The sequence below is a fragment of the Anabaena sp. TISTR 8404 genome (assembly GCF_056847745.1).
In genome coordinates, this window is record NZ_CP180578.1 from 2,992,783 (window position 1) to 3,017,797 (window position 25,015).

The 25,015-nt window shown below is 38.3% G+C and carries 21 protein-coding genes; 9 read left to right on the plus strand and 12 right to left on the minus strand.

From position 1 onward, the window contains the following. Positions 1-193: 193 nt before the first annotated feature. From ACMX3D_RS13025 to petJ, 3 genes are all read right to left on the minus strand, one after another. Entirely contained in the window at positions 194-427 is a 234-nt protein-coding gene (locus ACMX3D_RS13025) for a hypothetical protein (protein WP_482751821.1), read from the minus strand. A 174-nt stretch (positions 428-601) separates the two neighbouring features. After that, positions 602-1,519, minus strand: coding sequence for a tetratricopeptide repeat protein (locus ACMX3D_RS13030; RefSeq protein ID WP_482751822.1), 918 nt, complete (start codon positions 1,517-1,519; stop codon positions 602-604). A 77-nt stretch (positions 1,520-1,596) separates the two neighbouring features. Beyond that, positions 1,597-1,932, minus strand: coding sequence for a cytochrome c6 PetJ (gene petJ, locus ACMX3D_RS13035; RefSeq protein WP_482751823.1), 336 nt, complete (start codon positions 1,930-1,932; stop codon positions 1,597-1,599). A 337-nt stretch (positions 1,933-2,269) separates the two neighbouring features. On the opposite strand from petJ, the gene ACMX3D_RS13040 reads away from it, so the two are divergent. Both ACMX3D_RS13040 and ACMX3D_RS13045 read left to right on the plus strand, forming a co-directional pair. Next, on the plus strand, positions 2,270-2,662 hold the full coding sequence (locus ACMX3D_RS13040; protein ID WP_482747409.1) for a helix-turn-helix domain-containing protein: 393 nt from the start codon (positions 2,270-2,272) through the stop codon (positions 2,660-2,662). Then, complete coding sequence (locus ACMX3D_RS13045) at positions 2,620-3,216, plus strand: transposase (RefSeq protein ID WP_482747408.1); 597 nt, start codon at positions 2,620-2,622, stop codon at positions 3,214-3,216. The genes ACMX3D_RS13040 and ACMX3D_RS13045 overlap by 43 nt, the downstream gene beginning before the upstream one ends. 121 nt (positions 3,217-3,337) lie before the next feature. Here the strand turns inward: ACMX3D_RS13045 and ACMX3D_RS13050 are convergent, their stop codons facing one another. Both ACMX3D_RS13050 and ACMX3D_RS13055 read right to left on the minus strand, forming a co-directional pair. Continuing rightward, complete coding sequence (locus ACMX3D_RS13050) at positions 3,338-3,820, minus strand: GNAT family N-acetyltransferase (RefSeq protein WP_482751824.1); 483 nt, start codon at positions 3,818-3,820, stop codon at positions 3,338-3,340. Positions 3,821-3,972: 152 nt separating this feature from the next. After that, the gene (locus tag ACMX3D_RS13055) at positions 3,973-5,157 is read right to left on the minus strand and encodes an NAD(P)H-quinone oxidoreductase subunit H (protein ID WP_482751825.1); all 1,185 of its coding nucleotides are present in this window, start codon (positions 5,155-5,157) and stop codon (positions 3,973-3,975) included. Positions 5,158-5,381: 224 nt separating this feature from the next. On the opposite strand from ACMX3D_RS13055, the gene ACMX3D_RS13060 reads away from it, so the two are divergent. From ACMX3D_RS13060 to ACMX3D_RS13085, 6 genes are all read left to right on the plus strand, one after another. Beyond that, positions 5,382-5,564: a hypothetical protein gene (locus ACMX3D_RS13060; protein ID WP_482751826.1), complete on the plus strand. Its 183-nt coding sequence runs from the start codon at positions 5,382-5,384 to the stop codon at positions 5,562-5,564. Positions 5,565-5,782: 218 nt separating this feature from the next. Beyond that, positions 5,783-11,194: a trifunctional serine/threonine-protein kinase/ATP-binding protein/sensor histidine kinase gene (locus ACMX3D_RS13065; RefSeq protein ID WP_482751827.1), complete on the plus strand. Its 5,412-nt coding sequence runs from the start codon at positions 5,783-5,785 to the stop codon at positions 11,192-11,194. Positions 11,195-11,566: 372 nt separating this feature from the next. Beyond that, positions 11,567-12,262: a nuclear transport factor 2 family protein gene (locus tag ACMX3D_RS13070; RefSeq protein ID WP_482751828.1), complete on the plus strand. Its 696-nt coding sequence runs from the start codon at positions 11,567-11,569 to the stop codon at positions 12,260-12,262. 225 nt (positions 12,263-12,487) lie between these two features. After that, the gene (locus ACMX3D_RS13075; RefSeq protein ID WP_482751829.1) at positions 12,488-14,401 is read left to right on the plus strand and encodes a M48 family metalloprotease; all 1,914 of its coding nucleotides are present in this window, start codon (positions 12,488-12,490) and stop codon (positions 14,399-14,401) included. Positions 14,402-14,486: 85 nt separating this feature from the next. Then, complete coding sequence (rsmH, locus tag ACMX3D_RS13080) at positions 14,487-15,383, plus strand: 16S rRNA (cytosine(1402)-N(4))-methyltransferase RsmH (protein ID WP_482751830.1); 897 nt, start codon at positions 14,487-14,489, stop codon at positions 15,381-15,383. A 41-nt stretch (positions 15,384-15,424) separates the two neighbouring features. After that, complete coding sequence (locus tag ACMX3D_RS13085; protein ID WP_482751831.1) at positions 15,425-15,676, plus strand: UPF0175 family protein; 252 nt, start codon at positions 15,425-15,427, stop codon at positions 15,674-15,676. A gap of 70 nt (positions 15,677-15,746) precedes the next feature. On the opposite strand, the gene ACMX3D_RS13090 is transcribed toward ACMX3D_RS13085, so the two are convergent. The 6 genes from ACMX3D_RS13090 to ACMX3D_RS13115 all read right to left on the minus strand — a co-directional run bounded on the left by ACMX3D_RS13090 (position 15,747) and on the right by ACMX3D_RS13115 (position 22,142). Continuing rightward, on the minus strand, positions 15,747-16,385 hold the full coding sequence (locus tag ACMX3D_RS13090) for a MotA/TolQ/ExbB proton channel family protein (protein ID WP_482752335.1): 639 nt from the start codon (positions 16,383-16,385) through the stop codon (positions 15,747-15,749). A gap of 220 nt (positions 16,386-16,605) precedes the next feature. Further along, positions 16,606-17,358 carry a DevA family ABC transporter ATP-binding protein gene (locus ACMX3D_RS13095; protein ID WP_482751832.1) on the minus strand — a complete coding sequence of 251 codons (753 nt, stop codon included), beginning with the start codon at positions 17,356-17,358 and terminating at the stop codon, positions 16,606-16,608. Positions 17,359-17,371: 13 nt separating this feature from the next. Beyond that, positions 17,372-18,532 carry an ABC transporter permease DevC gene (gene devC, locus ACMX3D_RS13100; RefSeq protein ID WP_482751833.1) on the minus strand — a complete coding sequence of 387 codons (1,161 nt, stop codon included), beginning with the start codon at positions 18,530-18,532 and terminating at the stop codon, positions 17,372-17,374. A 239-nt stretch (positions 18,533-18,771) separates the two neighbouring features. Further along, positions 18,772-20,058, minus strand: coding sequence for an ABC exporter membrane fusion protein (locus ACMX3D_RS13105; RefSeq protein WP_482751834.1), 1,287 nt, complete (start codon positions 20,056-20,058; stop codon positions 18,772-18,774). Positions 20,059-20,091: 33 nt separating this feature from the next. Next, positions 20,092-20,682: a TetR/AcrR family transcriptional regulator gene (locus ACMX3D_RS13110; RefSeq protein ID WP_482751835.1), complete on the minus strand. Its 591-nt coding sequence runs from the start codon at positions 20,680-20,682 to the stop codon at positions 20,092-20,094. A gap of 479 nt (positions 20,683-21,161) precedes the next feature. Next, on the minus strand, positions 21,162-22,142 hold the full coding sequence (locus ACMX3D_RS13115) for an aldo/keto reductase (RefSeq protein WP_482751836.1): 981 nt from the start codon (positions 22,140-22,142) through the stop codon (positions 21,162-21,164). Between the two features lie 326 nt (positions 22,143-22,468). Between ACMX3D_RS13115 and ACMX3D_RS13120 the strand changes: the two genes are divergently transcribed. Continuing rightward, positions 22,469-23,164 (plus strand): hypothetical protein, encoded by a 696-nt coding sequence (locus tag ACMX3D_RS13120; RefSeq protein WP_482751837.1) that lies wholly within the window; start codon positions 22,469-22,471, stop codon positions 23,162-23,164. 433 nt (positions 23,165-23,597) lie between these two features. On the opposite strand, the gene ACMX3D_RS13125 is transcribed toward ACMX3D_RS13120, so the two are convergent. Continuing rightward, the gene (locus ACMX3D_RS13125) at positions 23,598-24,965 is read right to left on the minus strand and encodes a hypothetical protein (protein ID WP_482751838.1); all 1,368 of its coding nucleotides are present in this window, start codon (positions 24,963-24,965) and stop codon (positions 23,598-23,600) included. Positions 24,966-25,015: the final 50 nt, after the last annotated feature.

Genomic DNA, 25,015 nt, shown 5'->3' on the forward strand with positions numbered 1-25,015 from the left:
CCCAGTAACAACAATCACCAATGGGTATTGTTGCTGGTACTGCAAAATCTTGTCAAACGACATACTGTCGTATTTATTGGTAAGACCTTTTCTTGATGAAGATACAATTTATTCGTTTGTGTAAAGACGTTTTATGAAACGTCTCTACACAAATTTATTTGGTGTAGCTTCTAACTCTGCTATTAATTAGCGCTTAACACCAGGAATTATATCCAAAACCATAGCCGCCACCGTAACTGCCACTGGAACTTCCCCCACCATAGCTGCTACTGTGACCACCATAGCCACCAAAACCAAAAGTGAAGAACCCAAATCCACCCGCAAGAGATGTGATTTCTTGGCTAGTTAGTTCATCAAGAAAACTTTCAGAATTGTGAAACAGTTCAGAACCGATAACATTTAACTCATTAATTGCAACATTTGCCATTGATTTTACTCCTTACTTTTCAAAGATTAGACTGTTTAACTGATTTTTTGTCTAATCTAATTTCGATGTTGGCAAAGTTACTATGAGAATTCAATATTTTAAAATCTAATAATTAGACATAAATATTGAATATATGTCTGTCTAATTCTTTTTGAGATCAATAAGAATTTGTTACTAAGCTACTTGTATGGCCAGTTGGATTTGATGTTGCCAGTGCTTGAGGATATGTATCGTTTTATTGTAGGCAACTTTTTGATTTTGCTGTTCAAAGTACTCAGATGCTTTATTTAAATCAGCGATCGCTCTTTGATGATACCCTAAATTATACTCAGCTACAGCTCGATTAAGATAAGCTTGGGCATTATGAGAATCTAGCCTAATAACTTCAGAAAAATTACTGACTGCTCCTGTGTTGTCTCCATTACGACCACACACACAACCCAGGTTAAAATAAGCTCTATAATCGCTAACATTGAAACGAATTGCTAGATTAAAATCGTGCATTGCTGCTGCGAAATTATGCAGATGAAAAAAAGCTAAACCCCTATCGTTGTAAATATCTACAAACAATAAATTGGCTACTTGAGGAATTTGCGTTAATGCTAAATTAAAATCAGTAATTGCATCTGTGTAATTACCAAGCGCGTTCAAAGCTACACCGCGATTATAATAAGCGCGAAAATCATTAGGTTTAAGAGCGATCGCTTGATTATCATCATCAATTGCACTTAAATAATTACCTTGCCTGTAATGCGCCAAACCTCGATTTAGATAAGCTTCAACATTATCTGGTGCAAAATTTATTGCCTGATTGCAATCAGCGATCGCTTGATGGTAATCTTGTAAATCAAGATAAGCAAGACAGCGATTACTGTAAGCAGCGGCAGTTTTTTCCTGTTGCTGAATTACTTGGTTAAAATAATCTATTGCTTCCTCATAATTGCCTTGTTGCATCTGCATCACACCGAAATCGAAAGCATCACTCACTATATTTTGAGCAAGCAATACAGGTGATGAATGTAAAGATGTAATGCCAAAAATTAGAGAAAAAAAAACTACCAAGCTGAGCAAAAATCGCCAAAAATTAGTCATAAGTATTAGCAATAATTTTGGCAAATATAGAATTGGCGGGACACTTAGTCCCGCAGTTTGTAGAAAGATATACTAATCTACTTCCAGTCTTTTTCTGCTTCTCCTAGTACGTAAGCAGCTACATCTTCAATTTGAGCAGATGTTAAACGACCTTTGAAAGCAGGCATAGCATTTTTACCATTTGTCACTTGAGAAATAATGGCTTCTGCTGAGTTCATGCCATATTTTTCTAGAGCATCTTTCTTCAAAGTCTTGTTAGCTTGAACTAAATTTTTCCCACCTGCATGACAAGCAGCACAATTAGCGCTAAATACTTTAGCGCCATTAGCGCTATCTGCTGCTAAAGCCGGACTGCTAAAGGCAAATGTGAAGATAGCAATGCCTAACAGCACTACTGAAATCATTTTTTTCATCTAGTGTTCCCTCTGAGACCAAAGCGGATTTGGTGCAATATACTTTATAATTTTCAATTGATTAAATTGCCTTCGTCAAAAGACAAGCTGTCAAACTTCGCCGCAATGATTAAGAAAAGTTGCCTTCTTGATATGCTTAACATGAGTTGACAGTAGTAGGTCAGCGGTAATCAGGTGTTGTGCTTAAGTTTTTATTAAAAAAATCAGAATTTCAAATTGAGATTCCTATCTATCTTGAAAATAGAAGTTAGAGGCTAGAGATTAGATAGAATAATATTACATACAGCACTTTCGAGGTAAATGAGGTACACATAGTATTGGTGCATCAAGACTTAAAATGAAAGCATACTCAATCGATTTACGAGAAAAAATAGTAAATACTTACGAAAAGGGTGGTACTTCAATAAGAAAGGTTGCTGTGCAATTTGGTGTAGCAAAAAGCTATGTGCAAAAGCTAATCCAACTTCATAGAGTGCAAGGACATCTAGAACCCAAAAAGCAAGGTGGAGCCATGAAGGGTAGGCTAGATGATTTCGCGAGCGAATTAGCCGAAATGGTTCAAATTTACCCAGATGCAACTTTATTGGAATATTGCGAATATTTTGGAGAAAAATACAACGTTTGGGTGTGTGCAAGTGTGATGTGTTGTGCATTACAAAAACAAAAATTAACTCGAAAAAAAAGACTTTGCGTAGCAGCCAAGGAAAAACAGAAAGAGTCCAAAAACTGAGAATAGAGTATTGGGAGAAAGTAAAGCAAGTAGACCCAGAAAACCTTGTATTTATAGATGAAATGGGTGTTTTACTTGGCTTAACTAGGACTCATCAAAGAAGCGAGCGCGGCACTAGAGCGTATAATTTTAAACCATATTACCGGGGAGCAAAAATAAGTGTAATCGGAGGAATTAGCTTAAAGAAAGTTTTAGCGGTGATGACTTTAAACGGCTCAATGGATGGAGATGCATATAAAGTTTTTGTAGAACATTTTTTACTTCCGCAATTATGGGTTGGTGCAGTCGTTGTAATGGATAATCTACCTGCTCATAAAGTCGAAGAGATTCAGCTTTTGATTGAAGGAGTGGGAGCAAGTGTTCTTTATCTATCTCCTTATTCTCCTGAATTCAATCCAATTGAACATTGGTGGTCACAATTAAAAGCTTTTCTGAAACAATTTTCTCCCAAGAGTGCATCTGTCGTTGATGGTTTAATTAAAATTGCGCTGAAACTAGTTGATCCAAAGCATCTAAAAAATTGGTTTACTAATTGCTGCTACTGTACCTCATGAACCTCAAATCTGCTGTAACAAGTGGAGCGTAGCGTAAACCAACATAATTGTTGGGTTCCACTTTGTTACACTCAACCTACAAGAACTACTCTTTAATTACTAGCCTCTAATCTCTTTTTTATTACTTCGCTGCTAAATTTTTTATTGCTTCTTCTGTGACGCGACAAATTCGCCAATCATCTAAAATGGTGGCTCCCATACTGCGGTAGAATGCTTGTGCTGGCTCATTCCAATCAAGCACGCTCCATTCTAAGCGTCCGCAATTTCGCTCTACAGCAATTTGGGCTAGTTTAGTCAAAAGCGCTTTACCAATACCTTGGCGGCGATACTCTGGTAAAACAAACAAATCTTCAAGATAAATTCCTGGCTTGGTGAGAAAGGTAGAATAATTGTGAAAGAACAAGGCAAAGCCTACAGCCTGACCTTGATATTCTGCTAAGATTGCCTCGATATATTTTGGCGAACCAAATAGATGCTCTTTGAGTGCCGAAACATTTCCAGTTACGGCATGAGATAATTTTTCGTACTCGGCTAACTCTTTAATTAATTGAAATAGTACATTGCTATCAGCTGGTTCAGCAAAACGCAGAATTAAATCAGTCATTAGTCCATAGTCATTAGTCCATAGTCATTAGTCCATAGTTAATGGACTGTAGTCAATAGTCTTTTGACTTTTAACGCTCCAGTCTTTGCATTGCCGTAACACACCCTTGTATTTTCGGGCAGGCAAAATGCCTACCCTACAAGAATCATCCCTTATCTGTCTACAGATCCCATGATTACGTCAATACTGCCGAGAATAACGACGATATCTGCGACTTTCATACCCCGCAATAAATGAGGCAGAATTTGCAGGTTGTTGAAATCTGCTGGGCGAATTTTCCACCGCCAAGGGAAGACATTATCATCACCAACTAGATAAATGCCTAATTCACCTTTACCGCTTTCAACACGGGCATAAACTTCGCCTTTGGGCATTTTGAAGGTGGGTGCAACTTTCTTGCCGATATACTGGTAATCAAAAGCATCCCACTCGGATTTTTTGCCAGCAGCTAGGCGTTTAGCTTCGAGGTTTTCGTAGGGGCCGCCGGGTAAGCCTTTGATGGCTTGCTTGATAATCTTCACAGATTCGCGCATTTCCCGCATCCGCACCATGTAACGGGCTAAACAATCACCGGCAGTTTCCCACTGAACTTCCCAGTCAAAATCGTCGTAGCACTCGTAATGGTCAACTTTGCGTAAATCCCACTTTACGCCAGAAGCGCGTAACATAGGGCCAGACAGCCCCCAGTTAATTGCTTCTTCGCGGGTAATTGTACCAATACCTTCAACACGACGGCGGAAGATAGGGTTATTGGTAACTAACTTTTCGTATTCATCAACTACAGGTAAGAAGTAGTCGCAAAATTCCAGACATTTATCTACCCAACCATAAGGTAAATCAGCAGCTAAACCACCAACGCGGAAGTAGTTGTTATTTACCATGCGGTAGCCTGTAGCCGCTTCCCACAAGTCGTAAATCATCTCCCGTTCCCGGAACTGGTAGAAGAAGGGAGTTTGTGCGCCAACGTCAGCGAGGAACGGGCCGAACCACAGCAAGTGGTTGGCGATGCGATTGAGTTCCAGCATAATGACGCGGATGTAGCTGGCGCGTTTAGGAACAGCAATACCAGCTAACTTTTCTGGGGCGTTAACTGTGACAGCTTCGTTAAACATTCCCGCTGCGTAGTCCCAGCGACTAACGTAGGGAACATACATAACAGTGGTGCGGTTCTCGGCAATTTTTTCCATTCCTCGGTGTAAGTAGCCGATCACCGGTTCACAATCAATGACATCCTCGCCATCCAATGTGACAATTAGCCGCAGAACCCCGTGCATTGAGGGGTGGTGTGGCCCCATATTCAGCACCATTGGTTCAGTACGGGTTTCTATTCTGGCCATAAATTCCGTGTTCTCCCATGATCAAAAATTGAATGGAACCGCGTAGATGCCAACCAGACCGATAAAATCGTGTCTGCCAAAATCAAGTTTGTAGGGGCAATATCTTCAGGGTAAACCCTGTATCTATTGCCAATACATGAGTTTGTTGGAGAAGGGGTGGCAGCAGAGGGATTTTATGATGTTTCTTTTTGTTTCACTTCTTCAACTATTATATGGAGCTTGAGATGCCGGAAATTGAGGCATCGGAATTTTTTCAACTCCTTGTGAGTGAAGTGGAAAGTTCTTCTCCTAGGACGCGATCGCTCTATTTTCCCTATTTTAAGTACAAGTACAGTAGCTTTTACAGCATTATTGTACTTAGATGGAAGGTAGCGATCGCCTTTTGGCTGAACTTTGTAATTTCCTGAATTTAATCAAATTCCCCATAATCCCAAATGTGCTGACTTAAATCTGCCTTTGTATATTTCTATCAGTTTTAACTACAAGTTTTTACCAAAAAAAACTGATATAAGGCATTAAGTTACATAATGATGAGAATTTCTGGCGCAGTGGGAATAATTAAACAATCAGCTATTCCATAATTAGCAAATTTTTACTTTATTTTTTGTAATTTTAAAATAAAAAAATGGCACATCTCACAGAATATCCAACCATATCCACTCTCCATGAAGGAATTCAAACGATTATCTATCGCACACAAATTCCTGATACTAAGCAACAAGTTATTCTCAAGTTATTAAAAAAAGAATATCCATCTCTTGAAGCTTTTACTCGACTGAAGAACGAATATCTAATTCAGCAAAAATTAGACTTTCCCTATATTATTAAAGCAATCAGTTTAGAAAATTTTGGTCATCGTGTAGGACTATTATTAGAAGATTTTGGTGGACAGTCTTTAGCACAAATCCTCCAGACAGACAAACTTGATGTAATTCAAGCTTTAAAAATTACTATTCAACTAACTAAAGCTTTAGATTATCTGCATCAACACCAAATTATTCACAAAGATATCAAACCCAGTAACATCATCATTAATTCGCAAACAAATCTGGTTAAACTGGCTGACTTTGGGATAGCTTCTCGTTTAAATAAAGAAACTCCTCAATTTACTAATCCTAACTGTGTTGAAGGCACACTCGCCTATATGTCGCCTGAACAAACAGGGAGAATGAACCGCATTCTTGACTATCGCAGCGATTTTTATTCTCTGGGCGTAACTTTATATGAAATGCTCATTCAGCAACTACCATTTTTTAGCCAAGACCCCCTCGAAGTTGTTTACAAACATATTGCTGTTCCGCCGATAAATCCTCAGTTCTTAAATCCTGAAATTCCTACCGCAGTTTCAGAAATTGTGATGAAGCTGATGGCAAAAAATGCAGAAGATAGGTATCAAAGTGCCACAGGGTTATTAGTTGATTTAGAAACTTGTCTTGAACAATTAAAAACTAAGAGTGAGATTACTAACTTTACTCCAGGACGTTTAGATATTTTAAGTCAGTTATTAATCCCACAAAAGTTATATGGACGAGAAGCACAAGTTGATGAACTTTTAGCTGCATTTGAGCGAGTTAATTCTGGAAGCAGTGAAATTATGCTTGTTTCTGGATATTCTGGTATTGGCAAGTCTGCGTTAGTTAATGAAGTCAATAAACCGATTACCCAACGCCAAGGTTACTTTATTTCCGGTAAATTTGACCAATTAAAGCGGAATATTCCTTATGCTTCGTTAATTCAAGCTTTTAGTTATTTAGTGCGTTGCTTGTTAACAGAGAATCAAGAAAAAATTGCCATTTGGAAAACTAAAATATCAGCAGCATTAGGTACAAATGGCAAAGTTATTACTGATGTTATTCCCGAAATTGAATTAATTATTGGTAAACAACCAGAAGTCCCAGAATTGGGAGCAACAGAGTCACAAAATCGCTTTCATCGTGTTTTTGAAGAATTTATCCAAGTTTTTACTCAAAAAGAACATCCATTAGTCATATTTTTGGATGACTTACAATGGGCAGATTCTGCTACTTTAAATTTAATTAAACTGCTAACAACTAATACCAACAGCAAATATTTACTATTCATTGGTGCATACCGAGATAATGAAGTAAATCCCACTCATCCTTTAATTCAGACAATCGCAGAAATTGAGGTTGCTGGCAAGTATGTGAATAATATTGTCTTAAAACCTTTAGATTTCACTCATGTTAAGCAACTGATTTCTGACACTCTACAAGCGAGTCGATATATCAAAGATACAAAGTCTACAGCTTTTGAACAGCAAATTAGCCAATTAGCAGAATTGATTTTTAATAAAACAGGTGGTAATCCCTTTTTCTTAACACAATTACTGCAAGTACTTTATCAAGAAAATTTGCTAAACTTTGACTTTTGCTCTCAACAATGGCAGTGGAATTTAGAAAAAATTCAAGCAATTGGCATCACTGATAAAAATGTTGTAGAACTAGTTGCGAGTCGGTTACAAAAGTTGCCACAAGTTACCCAAGAAGTGTTAAAATTAGCCGCTTGTGTAGGTGATATATTTAGCCTCGATGTTTTGACAATCATCAATGAAAAATCATCATCAATAACAGCAAATGAGTTATATCCTGCTTTACAAGCTGGGTTAATTCTGCCGTTAAACGAAAGTTACCGTATTCCTTTAGTGTTTAATCAAGAAGAAGCGGTGCAGTTAAAATTTGAAACTGCAAGAATAAGTTATAAGTTTTTACATGATAGAGTCCAACAAGCTGCCTATTCTTTAATTCCAGAATCTCAAAAGCAAGCAACTCATTTAAAAATAGGTCAGTTGCTTGTTGAAAATACAGCAAAAGAAGAAATAGAAGCTAATATTTTTGATATTGTCAACCAGTTAAATGTAGGTAATACTTCGTTAGTTGAACAATCTCAAAAGACGGAATTAGCAAAGTTAAATTTAATTGCAGGACGTAAGGCGAAAGCATCTACAGCTTATGAAGCAGCTTTGAAATATTACAAAATCGGAATAGAACTTTTAAGCACAGATGCTTGGCAAAGTGAATATAACTTAGCAATAAGCTTATATGAAGATGGCGCTGAAGTTGCTTATCTTGGGGGGAATTTTGCCCAGATGCAGCAATGGGCTGATGTAGTGCTGCTGGAGGCTCAAACTTTACTAGATAAAGTGAAGGTATACGAAGTACAAATTATCGCTTCTATCATTCAAAGTCAACAACTAAAAGCTATTCAAACAGCATTATCAGTTCTGGAATTATTAGGAATTAAAATTCCTGATAAACCAACAGCTGCTGAGTATGAACAAAGAATAGAGGAGATTACAGCTAATTTACAAGGCAGAGCGATCGCAGATTTAATCAACTTACCATTAATGACCGATCCGCAAAAGATAGCAGCAATGAGAATTTTGATGGGAGTTCTCCCCGCAGCTTTTCAAACTGCACCTGAATTAATGCCTCTTATTGCCTATGAAATGGTTATTTTATCCTTAAAATATGGTAATACATCTGTTTCTGCCTATGGTTACAGTTTATATGGATTACTTCTTTGCGGTGTTCAAGGGCAAATTGATATTGGTTATGAATTTGGTAAATTGGCATCAAATTTAGTATCACAATTTAATGCCGAAGAACTAAAAGCAAAAATTCTCACCGTTGTTAGCGCTCATGTGATGCACTGGCAAGAGCATATTCAAGAGACATTAATCACATCTAAAAAAGGATATATAAGTGGTTTAGAAACCGGAGATTTAGAATATGCCGGATACTGCGGCTATATCTATCCTTATCATTCATTTTGGTTAGGTAAAGAACTCTGGGTTTTAGAGAAAGAACTTGCAGCTTATTGTGAATCACTGAAAAAAATTCAGCAACAAGTTGCCTTTACTTGGAACTCAATATATCTGCAAACAGTGTTGAATTTGAAAAATAATCCAGAAAATGTTTGCTGTTTAAAAGGTGAAGCTTACGATGAGCAAGTGATGTTACCAAATCATCAGGAGGTAAATGACTTGTACACTATAAACCACCTATTTGTTAATAAGCTGATGCTGGCTTATATATTTGGGGAGTATCAGCAAGCTGTAGAATATGCTGCAATGGCAGAAAAATCTTTAGGTGGTGTTACGGGGCTTTTTGTAGTTACTTTATTCTATTTTTATGATTCTTTAGCACAACTAACAAATTATCAGATAGCTTCAGAATCAACGCAGTCGGCAATTTTAGAGAAAGTCCGAAATAATCAACGAAAAATGGAACTCTGGGCGACTCATGCGCCTATGAATCACCTGCATAAATTTTATTTGGTTGAGGCAGAAATATATAGAGTTTTGCAGCGAAACCTAGAGGCGATGGATTACTATGAACTTGCTATTAAAACAGCACAAGTTAATGGTTATCTTTTGGATGAAGCTTTAGCTTATGAGTTAGCCGGAAAATTTTATCAGTCTCTAGGAAAAGAATTAATTCATGAGACTTACATCACTAAAGCTTATTATGCCTGCATTCGTTGGGGTGCGATCGCTAAAGTTAAACACTTAGAAGTAAAATATCCTTTTTTAGTCAAACAAATTACTACTCCCGAAGCGTCTACCATCAAATTAGATGTCACTCACATGACAACTAACACGACTACAAGTAGTGGTTTAAGTGATTTCTTGGACTTAAATACCTTCATTAAAGTTTCCCAAGCAATCACTAATGAAATTGTTTTAGAAAACTTATTGAGTAAGTTAATCAAAATTTTACTAGAAAATGCTGCTGCTCAAAAAGCAGTGTTACTACTAGTAAAAGATAATCAGCTATATATCGAAGCTGCGGGTAATGCTGTAGATGATATAGTTACAGTTTTACAATCAATGCCTGTTGATAGTTATCAAGATTTACCTGTGTCTGTGATTAATTATGTTTTCCGCACCCAGGAAAATCTCATCTTAAATGATGCAATTAATAATGAACCTTTCAGCTTCGATAGATATATCCAAGTATCACAATCAAAATCATTGCTTTGTTTACCAATTATTTATCAATCAAAACTGACTGGAATTATTTATTTAGAAAATCAAATATCAACAGGAGCGTTTATTCCCGAAAGAGTGCAAGTGTTAAAAGTCTTGATTTCTCAAATGGCGATCGCAATTGAAAATGCCAGACTATATGCTAATGAACAAGACAAGTCTAGACAATTAGCTCAGTCTCTGCAAGACTTACAAACTGCACAATTACAAATTATTCAAAGTGAAAAGATGTCATCTTTAGGTAATTTAGTTGCCGGAGTAGCCCATGAAATCAACAATCCTCTTGGCTTTATTACAGGTAATCTTGACTTAGCCAAAGATGCAATTACTGATTTAATTGATTATCTACAACTTTATCAATCAACATTTCCTAACCCTGGCGACGAAATTGATGAAAAAGCTGAAGAAATAGATATAGATGTCCTGCTGGACGAATTACCCAAAATGATTGATGGGATGAAAATAGGGACAAAACGCATTCGAGAAATTAGTACTTCACTACGTACCTTTTCTCGCACTGATACTAAGTCTAAAGTCTCAGCTAATATCCATGATGGTCTTGATAGTACCTTGATGATTTTACAACATCGCTTAAAAGCCAATTATGACCGTCCGGCTATCCAAATTATCAAAGAATATGGCAGCATTCCCTCTGTGGACTGTTATCTAGGACAGCTTAATCAAGTTTTTATGAATATCTTAGCCAATGCAATAGACGCTTTGGATGAAGCAACCTCTGTTAATACATCAGCAGATAAGATTAACACCATTACTATCAAAACAGAAGTTGATAATGTTCATCAAAATGTAGTCATTAAAATAAAAGATAATGGTCAAGGTATGACAGAAGAAGTTAAATCATGTATTTTTGACCATTTATTTACTACTAAAACTGTGGGCAAAGGCACAGGATTAGGTTTATCTATAAGTCGGCAAATTATTGTCGATAATCATAGTGGGAGTTTAACTTGCGAGTCAGTGTTAGGAGTTGGAACAGAGTTTAGAATTTCTATTCCTATTTCTGGTTGATAATTATTAGTTATATTCATTTTATTTAGATGCCTATTTTTTCAAAAAAACGGGTATTTTATTTTTGAAATTAATTTATGAAAATTTTATGGTACTAAAGTAATTTTACTGAAAATTTCTTAAAAAAACTTGATAATATTGGCACTATTTTTATCACACTAAATTAGTTGTAATCCTCAATTACATCTTATTGATAAATTGCTATGAATGTTTATATGTTCAAAATTTAGCAAATCAATTTTTGAGCATAAAATTGTTTTTAAATGGCAAAGTCAAAAGAATTTAGTTGATTTTGATTAGCTAAGTAACCGAAACCTTGCCTGAAGCAAGTGACATTCAAAAACACAAAACAGGTATCAAGAAGTTAATTCTATGAAAAAGAACAGAGAAAATAAGCAAACAGTATCTAATTTGCTGTCATTAGTATTAAATCGGTTAAGCTTGATTTTGCTGGCTGGTGTGATGGTTTTGTTTGTAGGAAGTAAATTTGATGTAGCAAGAGCAGCACAACCAAATGCAGAATCAGAAATCCAAAAGTTGGCAGTATGTTACGCATTAGGAACTGATGCTATTGGTAGAGGAAATCTTCAAGAAGGAAAAAATATTTACCAAGATTGTTTTACTCCAGATGCTGAGATAACTGCTGTTTTTCCAAATGGAGCTAGTGAAACAAGATATGGTGCAAATGATTGGGCGGATTTTGTCTATGCAGTATTTCAAGGTAATGGATATCAAGCTACTCAGCATTTAATGGGTTCGATAAATATTGAGGTGAAAAATAATCAAGCAACCATGTCTTCTTACCTTCATGCAACTCATAAGCTTTCAGATACAAGCATTGATGTTGCTAATGGTACTTATGTAGATACAGTTATTAACAAAAATGGGCGCTGGAAAATTAGTCGCCGTGTTCTGACACTTATTGATTTCTTAAACCTTTCTTCTCCTGGTTCTCCTGAGTCGGAGCAGACTTCAGTATCCAACACTGCTGTTTCTAATACTGCTGTTTCTGATTCTCTTACTAATTCTAAAAAACCACACAGACCGCACATCCCTCACTTAAAATAACAATGCTTCACACATTTTAATCTTAGATTGATAAAAGTTAGGACAGGTATTTTACCTGTCCTAAAAAATTAGGAACCAAATCCAAACGGATATTTTAGGTAGGACAGTTAGACCTTTACTTGGGATAAAACAAAGAATAAGTGGCTAGTAACTTCTGCATTTCTACGTAAGTCAAGCGGATATTATGTCAGCTATATTGCAAATTGAACAAGCTAATACACATTTATGGCTTTCGATCAACAGCGTTTTGATAGGCTAATTCAGAAATTAGAAATTTTTGCTAATCAACAACCACATATTTATAGATTGCACGTTGCGTTGTTGGCTGTGTTGGGCTATGCCTATATATTACTGATTTTAGCTGCGGCGGTAGCATTACTATCAGGTATTGTCTGGTTGATGCTCAACACCAAGTCATTTCATACTTCAGTTCTGAAAGCTGTGATTTTTTTACTAGCGATCGCTATTATACTGGTGCGATCGCTTTGGGTAACATTTCCCTCACCCAAAGGCTTAGCATTACGCCGCAAAGATGTACCCCGCCTATATTGCTTGGTTGACGACATCTCATCAAAATTAAAAGCTCCGAAGTTTCACCACATCTTGCTAACCACAGATTTTAGGGCTAACGTTGTCCAAAGACCACGCTTAGGTTTTCTTGGCTGGCATCAAAATTATCTAATTGTGGGTTTACCATTGATGTTAGCATTGCCGCCTGAACAATTTCGGGCTGTGATTGCCCATGAGTTGGGACATATTTCGGGAAATCACAGTCGTTTCGCTGCTTGGATTTATCGCCAACGTATAGCTTGGGATAGGATTGAGGAAGGACTTGGACAAGGTGGTAATGAATCATCAGGATTCATTTTTCAGCGATTTTTGCAGTGGTATATTCCATTTTTTGATGCGTATTCTTTTGTATTAGCAAGGTTAGATGAATACGAAGCCGATAAATGTGCTGTCGAGGTAGCAGGAGTAGAAACATCTGCTAAAATGCTGATGAATTTGAAGGTCAAAGCTAGATTTTTAGAAAATTACTTTTGGTCTGATATTTATCAGCAAGTACATACAGAAATTGAGCCACCAAAAGCAAGTTATACAGATATGCAAACAGCTTTAGCTCAGGGAATACCTTTGAAAGAAGCAAGCATTTATTTAGCTCAATCACTTGCTGAAAAAACTAATAACGCAGATACTCACCCGTGCCTCACAGATAGATTAAAAGCTTTGGGGTTTATTCCCGGTATTCAAGAAGAATTAGCTGTATCTGCACCGATCAGACTCAGCGCTGCTCAAGAATATTTAGGTAATTCTTTAGAAAAATTTAGAGATGATTTTAGTCAAGCTTGGTGCGAGAAAATAGCCACACCTTGGCGGCAAAAATATGCAGAAATTCAACAAGCATGGGATATATTAGATAATTTGAATGCTAAAGCTGAAAGACAGCAGTTATCATTAGGAGAAGCAACTACCAGAGCATTGTTAACATTTGAGTTAGAAGGTGAAGAAGCTGTAGTCCCATTATTAAGAGAAGTTATTAAGATAGATAGCCAGCACGTATCAGCTAATTATTTACTTGGACAAATCCTATTAAGATACGACGATGCCAGTGGAATAGAACATATTGAAATAGCGATCGCTCAAGATATAGACATAGCATCTGATGGTTATCGGATAATTTATTATTTTCTCAAAAACAAAGGCCAAAATGAGAGGGCAAAATTATATCAAGAACGTGCAGAGCAGCATCATGATTTGCTTTTACGAGGTCAGGAAGAACGTGCTAGTATAAAAATTAATGATAAATTTCAAGCACATGATCTTTCAAATAGCGAGATAGATAAACTGCGTCAGAAGTTATCTCGTTACCCAAATATTACAACTGCTTACTTAGTGCAGAAAGTAGTGCAATATTTTCCAGAACAACCGTTTTATGTTCTAGGTGTAATGCGAAAATTCAGTTTTTGGGAAAATGACCATGAAGCCGATAACACAAGACTTATCGACGCTCTGTTAGAAGAAATTGAATTACCTGGTGCAGTATTTTGTTTTGTGTTGAATAGTAACTTAAAATTTGAGAAAAAGTTTAAACAAATACCAGACACAGCAATTTACCAGCAGAAAATAAAAAAATTGTAGAGACATTACAATGTCACGTCCCTACATCCACAAAAAAATAGATAATAAATCTGTGTGCTACCACTCTAGATTTTTTTGACTTCTAATGAATTCTGATTCTTCCCCATCGCTGGCTATTGACGAACAGATATTTTCTCATTTACCTGTGTTACCGCAAGAAGTAATTGCAGGTTTAGCGGTGTCTGCGGGAGGTCATTATCTCGATACAACTGTAGGCGGTGGCGGTCACAGTCGCTTGATTTTGCAAACTGCGCCGGATGTAAAGTTAACTGCTATTGACCAAGATGAGGATGCTTTAGCCGCAGCCAGAAAAGAATTAGCTGAGTTTGGCGATCGCGTAAAATTTATTCAAAGTAACTTTGCTGCTTATCAGTTTCCCACAGCCACCTTTAATGGTATTCTCGCCGATTTAGGCGTGAGTTCTTATCAGTTAGATACACCAGAACGAGGTTTTAGCTTTCGCCACACTGCAAGTTTAGATATGCGGATGGATAAGCAAGGTTCACTCACTGCTGCTGATGTAATTAATGAGTGGGAGGAAGCAGAACTTGCAGATATTTTCTTTAAATACGGTGAAGAACGACTATCCCGACGCATTGCTAGACGCATTGTCGAACGCCGTCCATTTTCTACGACTACAGAATTAGCTGAAGCGATCGCATCTGCTGTGCCACCTAAATACCGTTATGGTAGAATTCACCCGGCGACCCGCGCTTTTCAAGCTTTGCGAATTGTCGTCAACGATGAGTTAAAGTCTTTAGAAACTTTTTTAGAAAAAGCACCAAACGCCCTTGTCCCCGGTGGGAGAATTGCTGTTATTAGTTTTCATAGTTTAGAAGACCGCTTAGTCAAGCATGGTTTACGCAATTCTCCACTATTGCGGGTAATTACTAAAAAGCCAATCACTGCACAAGAATCGGAAATTGCGAGTAACCCGCGATCGCGTTCTGCCAAACTGAGAATAGCAGAAAGAGTCAACTGAAGATTCAACCATAATTAAGATAATGAACCAAGCAACAAACCATGCACATTCTAACCCTTCCATATCCCGATGATTTACTTATTACCTCCGGTAAATCACCCCAAGCATTAGAAGCAGAACTCACATTTTTACTTGCAGTTAAACTATTCGAGCTACGCCGATTATCACTTGGTAAAGCCGCTGCTTTTTGCGGTATGAACAAACCTCAATTTATGTACGAACTAGGGCGTTTGCAAGTTCCTGTTATCAACCTAGATGATGATCAAGTCGCTGACGAATTGCGCGATGATTAAATGCTACGAGATGTTGGGGAACTAGACTAAGTGGTGATAATTTTTAGTCAAATTGCTTTTTAGTTAATAATTAAAATTTATCTCTCCTTTCATAACGACGGCGGTAGAGTAATTCTAACTGTCCACCATACTCTTGAATTCTTGCAAGTTGGCGCTGGTATAGTCCTCGAAAAGTATTGGCAAACAACAGTGTAAAAATAGCTACAACTAATCCTGATGCTGTGGATACCAAAGCTTCACTAATCCCAGCAGTGACACCTACTGTGGTTGTACCTCCCACATCACCAATATTTAAAGAAGCAAAGGAGGTAATTAATCCTAAAACTGTACCTAACAATCCTAACAACGGTGCAAGGCCAATTATCGTATCAAAAATGTTTTGAAAGCGTTTGAGTAAAGGAATTTCGGCTTGCGCTTCACTTTCTAGCGCCAAACGAAATTCTTCTGGTGTTGGTTCTTCTAATTCTAAAGCTGCTAGAAAAATCCGGGCGATGGGTAAGTCTGTATTTTTCTGCAATTGATTTATTGCACCAACCACGTTATCTGAGCGATAAAGCTTTAACACTTCTTTGACAACACGATTTTGACGATTATTAATTTTCACCCAAAACAGGATACGTTCAATAATCAGCGCCACTGCTAACAAAGAAAACCCTAGCAGCGGCCACATAACCACGCCACCAGCCGTGAATAAATTGCTAATTTGCATTTCCTCAGTCAATAGTCAAGAGTCAATAGTCAATGGTCAAGGGTTAATGGGCAATAGTCAATGGTCATGAGTTTTGATTCTGTCTATAGGAATCCGATTTGATTACTGAAAATCCTTGTATAGGGAGGGAATAGGGAACGGGGAACAGGGAACAGATAAGAGGGAAGCTAGATGTGTACTGATTTTTTTCAATAATCAAATATGAGTCCTATACTTCTACTCAGTGCATGGTTGTAGCTATATCTAGACCATCACTTTTCAGCAATCCATCTTCCATGTAAATGATGCGATCGGCAATATCTAGGATGCGGTTGTCATGGGTGACTAACAAAATTGTACAGCCTTGTTCTTTGGCGAGTTTCTGCATTAATTCCACAACATCGCGCCCAGATTTTTTATCGAGTGCGGCTGTAGGTTCGTCTGCTAAAACAATTTTAGGATGGCTAACTAAGGCACGGGCGATCGCTACTCGTTGTTTTTGTCCGCCAGAAAGTTTTTCTGGGTAATAATTTACACGTTCTGCCAAGCCAACTGTTTCTAGCATAGCGATCGCTTTCGCATCAATATCTTGATTGAGATATTCATCATGCAATTCTAAAGACATCCGAACGTTTTCTTTTGCTGTCAGAAAAGTCAGCAAATTATGCGCCTGAAAAATATAGCCTATCTGACGACGCAGTACTGTCAATTTACGTTTACTGGCTCCACAAATTTCTTGTCCTAAAATTTTTAAACTACCTTCTTGGGCAGAACGTAGTCCACCTAATAAGGTCAACAAGGTGGTTTTACCTGAACCGGATGGCCCAGTCATAATTACAATTTCACCTGCATTAATTTCTAAATTAATATCAAATAAAACTTGTTTTTTTAGCGCACCTTCGCCAAAGTAATGATTCAGGTTACGGACTACAATTACAGGTTCTAAAGCAACGAGTGAGTCGGAAGATTTTACTGGCAGAGATTCTTGTAACATAAAAGTTTGATTGTTAGAAAATATCCGCAGGGTCAGCAGCACTTAGTTTCCGCATAGCGATCGCACCAGATGCTGTACACATAATTACTGTCAAAATAAACACTGTAATTGCCCGTTGCGAACTCATAAATATGGGCAACATAGTAGCGCTGTAGGCGAGTTGATACAGACCTAAAGAAAAGAAAAATGACGGAATAAAACCTAAGAAAGCGAGAAATATTGCTTCTTGAAATAAGACTACCAACAGATAGCGATCGGTATACCCCATTGCTTTGAGGGTGGCATATTCTGGCAAATGGTCAGAAACATCAGAGTAGAGAATTTGGTAAACAATCACGATGCCGACAATAAAACCAACTCCCACACCTAAACCAAAAATAAATCCAATGCCCGTACCATTAGACCAGTATTCTTTTTCAATTTGCGCGAATTGTTCTGGAGTTAAGACGCTGACATCTTTGGGTAATCCAGCTGCAAGTTGTGATTGTATTTTTAGTGGATCGACATCTGGTTTAAGAGTAATTAACCCAACTTCAATACGGTCTGGTTTGCGTTCGGGAAAGATTTGTAAAAAGGTAGAGTCACTGGTAATTACATTACCATCAGCTGCAAAAGATGCACCATTACTAAAAATTCCCTTGACTCTGACAGTTTTATTGTTCAATTCTGTGTCAAACTTTCCTGTTTTCTGAAAAATCTCCCCTACCGCCCCATATTCTGGACGACCTGCTTGGTCAAACAAAACTTGATTTAACTGTTTGATAGGGTCTAGATTTTGTTGAACTTCGGGAAAATTAAACGCAGATTTTGCCGGATCGATACCCCAAACTAAGATGGCGCGTTCTAAACGTGTTTCGGGATTTCGCCATTGTCCAGTGCCAATATAAATTGAATTTACCGATTGCACACCATCGTAACCTAATGCTTGGTACAGTCGCTCTCTCGAAAAGCTTTTAACAGAAAATAAAGTTTGAAATTGGGGATTAATTAGTACTAAATCTGCTTGTAAACTGCGATGTGGTTTGATAGCCGCATCAAACAATGCCCCTTCAAATCCCATCTGAATAAATATCAGCATGTCGGCAAAGGTAATACCTGCGACTGCAACTAATAGCCGAGTTCTTTCTTTTAATAACTGTCGCCATGCTAAAGGTGTTTTGAGAAAAAATTTCATACTTTGTCAATGTTCATTTGTCATTAATCAAAAGACTCAAGTATTAAATTTCATAGCGTTGCTGATTTAAGCTATGAATTTGTCTCATGCAAAGGCAAGGCAGCGCGTTGGGCGGGTTACCCGACTTGAAGCGACTGCCGCGCAAAGACGCAAAGTTACAAAGAAACAGAAAGGCTAATTTGGCATTTCATATTCTGATTCAGCAACGCCAAATTTCATACTTCACACTTCATACTTTTTTAGATTTCAATTGCTGTTTGCACTTGTAAGTTTGTCAAACCTGCAACTTTTTTACTGTCTTCAGGATTGAGGCGAATTTTCACTTCCACAACTCGGCTATCTAAGTTTTCTCCGGGTTGGTTGCTAAAAACGTTTTGACGATTTACCTGTAACCCAACATAGAAAACTTCACCGCGCAATTCTCCAGGAAATGCTTGACTAGTGACTACTGCTGATTGCCCGAGTTTGACTTTGCCGATATCTGTTTGATAAACTTCTGCGATCGCAATCATCTGTTCGGTTTGCGCTAAGTCTGCAATGCCGTTATCACTGATTTTTTCGCCGACTCGTGTGTGAATCTTGAGTATTTGCCCGGTCATTGGCGCTTTGATATAAGCTGCTTGTAGGTCAGTTTGGGCGCGTTTGAGTGCGGCGATCGCATTTTCAACTTCCATCTTGGCAGCTTGCACGTCCACTGGTCGGACTTCGGCAATACTGGTGAGTGTGGCTTTGGCTTCGCTGACTTGTTTCGTACCTGTGGTGTTAATTCTGGCTAAAGAAACTTTCGCCTCGGCTAGTTGTCGGCTGGCGGTGGAGTTAATTCTTGCCAAAACTGCTTTGGCTTCGTCTAGTTGTTGTTTTGCTGTCTCGACAACTAAGCGCTTACTATCAAAGGCAGAATTAGAAATTGCGCCTTCTGTGTATAGCTTTTGATAACGTTCATACTCTGCTTGGGCATTGCTGAGTTCTGCTTCTAGCTTCCTAATGCTTGCCTCTTGGGCGATTCTATCACCTTGCCATTGAGCTTCGATGCGGGCGATCGCTTCTTGTTGCCCAATTGTATCTCCTTGAGATTGGGCTTGTAAGCGTTCGATGCTGGCTTTTTGTGCTTGAATTTCGCCAGCTTTTGCCCCGGCTTTTACTTGATCAAGTTTGGCTTGGGCGACTCGCACTTGTTTTTCGGCTTGGAGTACAGCTGTTTCTAAGCGATCGCGCGAATCTAAAATTGCTACTATCTGCCCAGGTTTGACAATATCACCTTCTTTAACACGCATTTCCATGACGCGATCGCCATCTAAAACCAATGGTGCAGATAAGCTAATGACTTCGGCTTCGGGTTCTAGTCTGCCCAAGGCTGTGACTTTTGGTGCAGATGTCATGACAACTGGTTCCGGAGAGGCGGTGCGACCAACTTGTCCAAACTGAGAAACGCCATAAACCACAATTCCCCCTGTAATTGCTGTTGCCGCAATTACTAAACCCAGTAATTTTTTATTGGCAGGTTTAAATAACAGATTTTGCCCCATATACCCCTCTAGAAAATCTTAATAATGAAATTGCTAATTAACAGAAGTAGTAACTTTCTGCTGCAAATAAGCTGTCAAAATTTTTCCCAGCAAAGCACATTTTTCAATAAAATCAATTGTTTCATCACCCCATAATTTTTCTAAAATTAACCCATTAACAAAGCTCACAATAAAAGAAGCCAAAGTTTCATCTTGAACTCCCAAAAACTTACAAGCTGCCTGTTGATATCGCTGATTTGCACGTTTGAAAACATTACTCTGATTCAGCATTTTTTTTGAGTCTTGATGTTGACAAAAATCAACCCATACAAAAGTCCATTTAATAAAGTAATCTTCATTTTTGGCTAGATATCTTCCTAGGGCTGCCATTGCTTCCGGCAGTGTTTCTCCTCCCTCTAACTCTGCTAACGCCGCACTCACATCCTGTTGTGAAATCTCTTCTACTAATTGTTCAAATAAAGCTTCTTTACTAGAAAAGTAGTGATACAAAGTCCCAGTGGAAACTCCCATACCTTGAGCAATCTGACGCATGGTAACGGAGCCATATCCTTTTTGGGCAAATAAATCGAAGCATTTGCCCAGAAGTTCTTTACGGTATTGGTCATGATCAACAATCTTCGGCATGGGTAAATTTTATTTATATCGAACGGTCGTTATTTATAATTCATAAGCAAAACACAGCTTAGGTAATGCACACATCGAGATAATTCCTAGACTGACAAATTTTAAATTTCTTTACCTGAATTTAGTGCTGCTCAGATAAGAATTACCTATTAATGCAGGCAACTTGCTAAGCTAAAAAATGCTATTGGCTATAAGTGTTAAATTTACACTTATATATACTTCTTAATGTATGCTTTACTGTCAGCCCTGTCAAGCAAAATTAGATTTGCCCTTAGACAAAAGTAATGTATGGCAAAGTGCTGAGTATAAACCCAGTAATTTGAAGGTTTTGAGCAATCAATACTGATCTAACATATCTAAATACGGCTACAACTTTGCAGGGTAAAAATCTTGCAAAAAAGTTGTGGGTTGTCGTTTGAATTAGCTTTGCTCAACGAAAAATAAAACCCAACATACTAGTAATTGTTGGGCTTTATTCTTCAACGATTGACTGTACTCATATCTGGATAGCGTTCCCCTGCGGTGATGCCTTTGGGTGCAACAGTTTCAATGCGATGTAAATCTTCTGGTGTGAGAGTAATTTGCGCAGCGGCAATATTTTCTTCTAAATAAACACGGCGCTTTGTACCAGGAATAGGAACAATATCTTCGCCTTGTGCTAATAGCCAAGCTAGAGCAAGTTGGCTGGGTGTAACGCCTTTTTCAGTAGCGATCGCTTTTACTTGTTCGACTAATTGCAAATTTTTGTAAAAATTATCATCTTGAAAGCGAGGAGATTTTCTGCGATAGTCATCAGCAGCCAAATCATCAGGGCTAGTAATCGCACCTGATAAAAACCCGCGCCCTAGTGGACTGTAAGCCACAAATCCAATTCCGAGTTCGCGGACAGTAGGTAAAATTTCATCTTCTGGGTCGCGGCTCCATAAAGAGTACTCTGTTTGTAGTGCGGTAATTGGATGCACTTTTTGCGCCCGTCTGATTGTATTAGGAGCCGCTTCCGAAAGTCCTAAATAGCGGACTTTACCTTGCTGGACTAACTCTGCCATTGCGCCTACGGTGTCTTCAATTGGCACGTTTGGATCAACCCGATGTTGATAGTACAGGTCAATTACCTCAACTCCTAAACGTTTGAGAGAAGCATTGCAAGCTTGATGAACATATTCTGGACTACCATTCACACCTTTCCAACCACCATCTTCAGTCCGGACATTACCGAACTTAGTTGCTAACACGACTTGATCACGATGTTCTTTAATTGCTTTGCCTACTAATTGCTCATTAGTAAACGGCCCGTACATATCAGCCGTATCAAAAAAATTCAAACCAAGTTCTAAGGCTCGATGAATAGTGGCGATCGCTTCTTGTTCATCTCGACCACTATAAAATTCAGACATCCCCATGCAACCAAGTCCTAGTTGGGAAACTTCTAATCCTTGCTTGCCGAGTTTTCTAGTTTGCATAGAAAAATGTCCTAATAACTGAAAACACAGCTATTTAGCAGTATTTTTTTCATCTAGTCATCTAGCCGAAGGAATACTTAGCTATCAATTACCGACTATTTATACTTAAGATTAATTTTATAATTCAAATAAAAATAATATTTTACCTAATTTATAGCAATGATCTAAAAATAATTCATTTATTAAATATTGAAATAGGAGAACAGTAATTTTAAGATGATTTGTAACAGTTTTTAAAGCTTGTTTTCACCAATAAATAAGTAGATTTTTCTTACCTATTTACTAGTGAAATTTTATTCTAGTTGCTTACCGAAAGAAAAACAATTATGTTTGATTCAAAAATCAACTGGCTGGTTCCTGTCGCTTTCACAGTAGTCAGTTTAGGGTCGAACGTGCAAAGCGTAAAAGCGCAGAGTGCATATAGTTCTTATATATTTAGTGCTGATTACACTACTTCAGTAAGTATTGATCCAACTTTTAGACCAGACTTAGGTATTGTGAGAGCAACCATTACAGGTGAAAGTGTAGAACCTGCTCCTTATGGTTTGAATTTCTTTATTAGCAATACTTACGGTAAGCTTAATCCTGTGGAAAACCCAGCCATCAACCGATATACCTTTAATTCAGATCCTAGGGTGTTTGGCTTAGATGAAGAACCAATATTTTCTGATAGGTATTATGGTGGTGCTAATGAGTTATTCGGCACAGCAAGTGACAGCGCTGAAATTAATTTTGCCGAAGGTACGATCAGGGGTGGCGGGACTATAACTATTACTGGTGGTACAGGCTTATTCAAGAATGCTACAGGTACGATAACTTTTACTGAAGAAGACAGACTCAGCCCACCAGGTACTCCTTCACAAGGCTTGGCTCAACTGAATTTTAACTTACAAACTCCGCAGCCAGTTCCCGAACCAAAAGCCGCTATAACTTTCATTGGTATGGCTGTAATTGGTATCGGTGTACGAATTAAAAAAAATATTCGCCGTAAAGGCAAAGGTTCTCTTTTGATCCGCAGCTAAATCTCAGGATGAATTTATCGCAGGGGACAGGTAATGGGTGACAGGTGACAGAGTTAAAAGTCTTTTGCTGTCTAAGTTTTCTTATTTCCTGATGTCCTAACTGTTTTGGCTATTGCTATACCTGAAAAGTTGTGGAAGATTACCGTAATTATGAGGGGTCACACCCCTCATAAAATAAAAAATATATTACGGTAATATTACTGGATAGGCAAAAAAGTGTGTTATACTGTCTAAGCAGTATTACATAAAGTAAAAAACCTGCATAAGCAGGTAATTTTAGCTATTAGCGCTAAGTAAAACATAGTGCTGATTTAGCATGTCGAAATTAGAGTAGATTAAAGCTACAAGCTACTCTTGTTTTTATGAACCTTTTAGTCAGTTTTTAATTGTTATATTTTGAGTCAACGCATTTTGCTAGTAAAAGCGATCGCTTTTACAGCTTCTGTCCTGTATAGATAGAGCGGACTTCACCGTTACGCCGAACAATGGCTTCCCCATTATTGACTTCTACTAATGTCCAGCCACTACTACCAATAGTTTCTCCGATATTGATGCGGCGAGTCACACCCTCAACTTGAAATAAAGCCGCAGATTTATTGCCTAACTCCAGCACTCCCTCTAAGGTATGACTGGGAGTCGGTTGAGTATTCGATGCCAAAAATACTTGTTGAGTCGTGGTTGGTGCTGAAACTAAGCTGGCTATTTGAGTTGGTGCAGCACGTAGTGGCGCAACAGGTAATGCTGGAATCGGACTAGCAGATTGTCGTACAGTAATCGGGGCGGTACGCACAGCCACAGGCTTGAGATCTGTACGCACAGCAGCAGCCAACATATTGACACTGACAGGTTTAGCTGGTGGCTTAACAGTATTTAAGGCAGTTGTTACAGCATTAGGCTGAGTTGTCTGTTTCGCATTGGCTACTGGCGGTAGAGGTAAGGGAGTACCAGGAATTCTTGGTAGCCCATAGCGCATGGGTGACGGCGCTTGATACACAGGAATATAGATACGTTCGACAACATTGTTGGCAGAACGGTTAGGAGTAGGTGCTGTATTGTTAGCAGTGAGGGGAGATGGTAAATTACCGATTGGTGAACTACTAGCGTAGGCAACCGCAGTAGGGTTAGAAGTTATACTATTACTGATTCCGGTGCGAACAGATTTTTGACTACTTGTTGCCCCTTGCTGATCGATGATTGCTAACGACCCCAGTATATAATCAGCTAAATCCGCCTCAACATCTGCGCGTGTGGGTAATTGCGCTTGCGACACCAAGTAATTCTGCTGGGTTACTTTGGTAGTCAGAAAAGCGAGAACTTCAGATCGTAATAGGTAAATCGTACCAGCGATCGCCACACCAATGGCTGTTCCCAAAATCACCAGCTTGCTGAAAGCCCGTTTGATTTTTTGAGGACTTCTGATTCCGGAAGACATTGCCGGAGTATCGACCACAACTGTACTTGCATGGGGATTTCTAACTTGAGGAACACCATGTACAGTTCGATTCAGCGTGTTTGGCAAGACAATCTGCGGTATATTCAGTGTTTGCAGAGGCTCGTAGTCTGAGTAATACCAATCGTTTGCAGATGTTTCTTCTTTAGAACGCCCTGGTATGCGACCAGCATACCTCACAGTATGAGAAGACAAAGTGCCACTGCTATCCAAAATACCGTCAATATCGGCAAACAGATCATCCATCAAGCCATCAGCATAGATTTCTATTGACCAAGGTTCGTTGGTAATTAATTCTTCTGATGGTTCCGGAACGATGAGATGGGTGTTGAATTCTTGTAACATAGGCATGATTTTGGGTTTTGTTTGCCAGGATTAAACAATGCTTTTAATGCCTGGAA

Excerpts from the sequence above, each read along its gene's own strand:
- ACMX3D_RS13030 (WP_482751822.1), bottom strand. The coding sequence starts at position 1,519 with ATGACTAATTTTTGGCGATTTTTGCTCAGCTTGGTAGTTTTTTTTTCT.
- ACMX3D_RS13120 (WP_482751837.1), top strand. The coding sequence starts at position 22,469 with ATGTTTGATTCAAAAATCAACTGGCTGGTTCCTGTCGCTTTCACAGTA.
- ACMX3D_RS13055 (WP_482751825.1), bottom strand. The coding sequence starts at position 5,157 with ATGGCCAGAATAGAAACCCGTACTGAACCAATGGTGCTGAATATGGGG.
- ACMX3D_RS13075 (WP_482751829.1), top strand. The coding sequence starts at position 12,488 with ATGGCTTTCGATCAACAGCGTTTTGATAGGCTAATTCAGAAATTAGAA.
- ACMX3D_RS13085 (WP_482751831.1), top strand. The coding sequence starts at position 15,425 with ATGCACATTCTAACCCTTCCATATCCCGATGATTTACTTATTACCTCC.
- ACMX3D_RS13125 (WP_482751838.1), bottom strand. The coding sequence starts at position 24,965 with ATGCCTATGTTACAAGAATTCAACACCCATCTCATCGTTCCGGAACCA.
- ACMX3D_RS13025 (WP_482751821.1), bottom strand. The coding sequence starts at position 427 with ATGGCAAATGTTGCAATTAATGAGTTAAATGTTATCGGTTCTGAACTG.
- ACMX3D_RS13065 (WP_482751827.1), top strand. The coding sequence starts at position 5,783 with ATGGCACATCTCACAGAATATCCAACCATATCCACTCTCCATGAAGGA.
- ACMX3D_RS13090 (WP_482752335.1), bottom strand. The coding sequence starts at position 16,385 with ATGCAAATTAGCAATTTATTCACGGCTGGTGGCGTGGTTATGTGGCCG.
- ACMX3D_RS13060 (WP_482751826.1), top strand. The coding sequence starts at position 5,382 with ATGCCGGAAATTGAGGCATCGGAATTTTTTCAACTCCTTGTGAGTGAA.
- rsmH (WP_482751830.1), top strand. The coding sequence starts at position 14,487 with ATGAATTCTGATTCTTCCCCATCGCTGGCTATTGACGAACAGATATTT.
- ACMX3D_RS13115 (WP_482751836.1), bottom strand. The coding sequence starts at position 22,142 with ATGCAAACTAGAAAACTCGGCAAGCAAGGATTAGAAGTTTCCCAACTA.
- petJ (WP_482751823.1), bottom strand. The coding sequence starts at position 1,932 with ATGAAAAAAATGATTTCAGTAGTGCTGTTAGGCATTGCTATCTTCACA.
- ACMX3D_RS13040 (WP_482747409.1), top strand. The coding sequence starts at position 2,270 with ATGAAAGCATACTCAATCGATTTACGAGAAAAAATAGTAAATACTTAC.
- ACMX3D_RS13095 (WP_482751832.1), bottom strand. The coding sequence starts at position 17,358 with ATGTTACAAGAATCTCTGCCAGTAAAATCTTCCGACTCACTCGTTGCT.
- devC (WP_482751833.1), bottom strand. The coding sequence starts at position 18,532 with ATGAAATTTTTTCTCAAAACACCTTTAGCATGGCGACAGTTATTAAAA.
- ACMX3D_RS13050 (WP_482751824.1), bottom strand. The coding sequence starts at position 3,820 with ATGACTGATTTAATTCTGCGTTTTGCTGAACCAGCTGATAGCAATGTA.
- ACMX3D_RS13110 (WP_482751835.1), bottom strand. The coding sequence starts at position 20,682 with ATGCCGAAGATTGTTGATCATGACCAATACCGTAAAGAACTTCTGGGC.
- ACMX3D_RS13070 (WP_482751828.1), top strand. The coding sequence starts at position 11,567 with ATGAAAAAGAACAGAGAAAATAAGCAAACAGTATCTAATTTGCTGTCA.
- ACMX3D_RS13105 (WP_482751834.1), bottom strand. The coding sequence starts at position 20,058 with ATGGGGCAAAATCTGTTATTTAAACCTGCCAATAAAAAATTACTGGGT.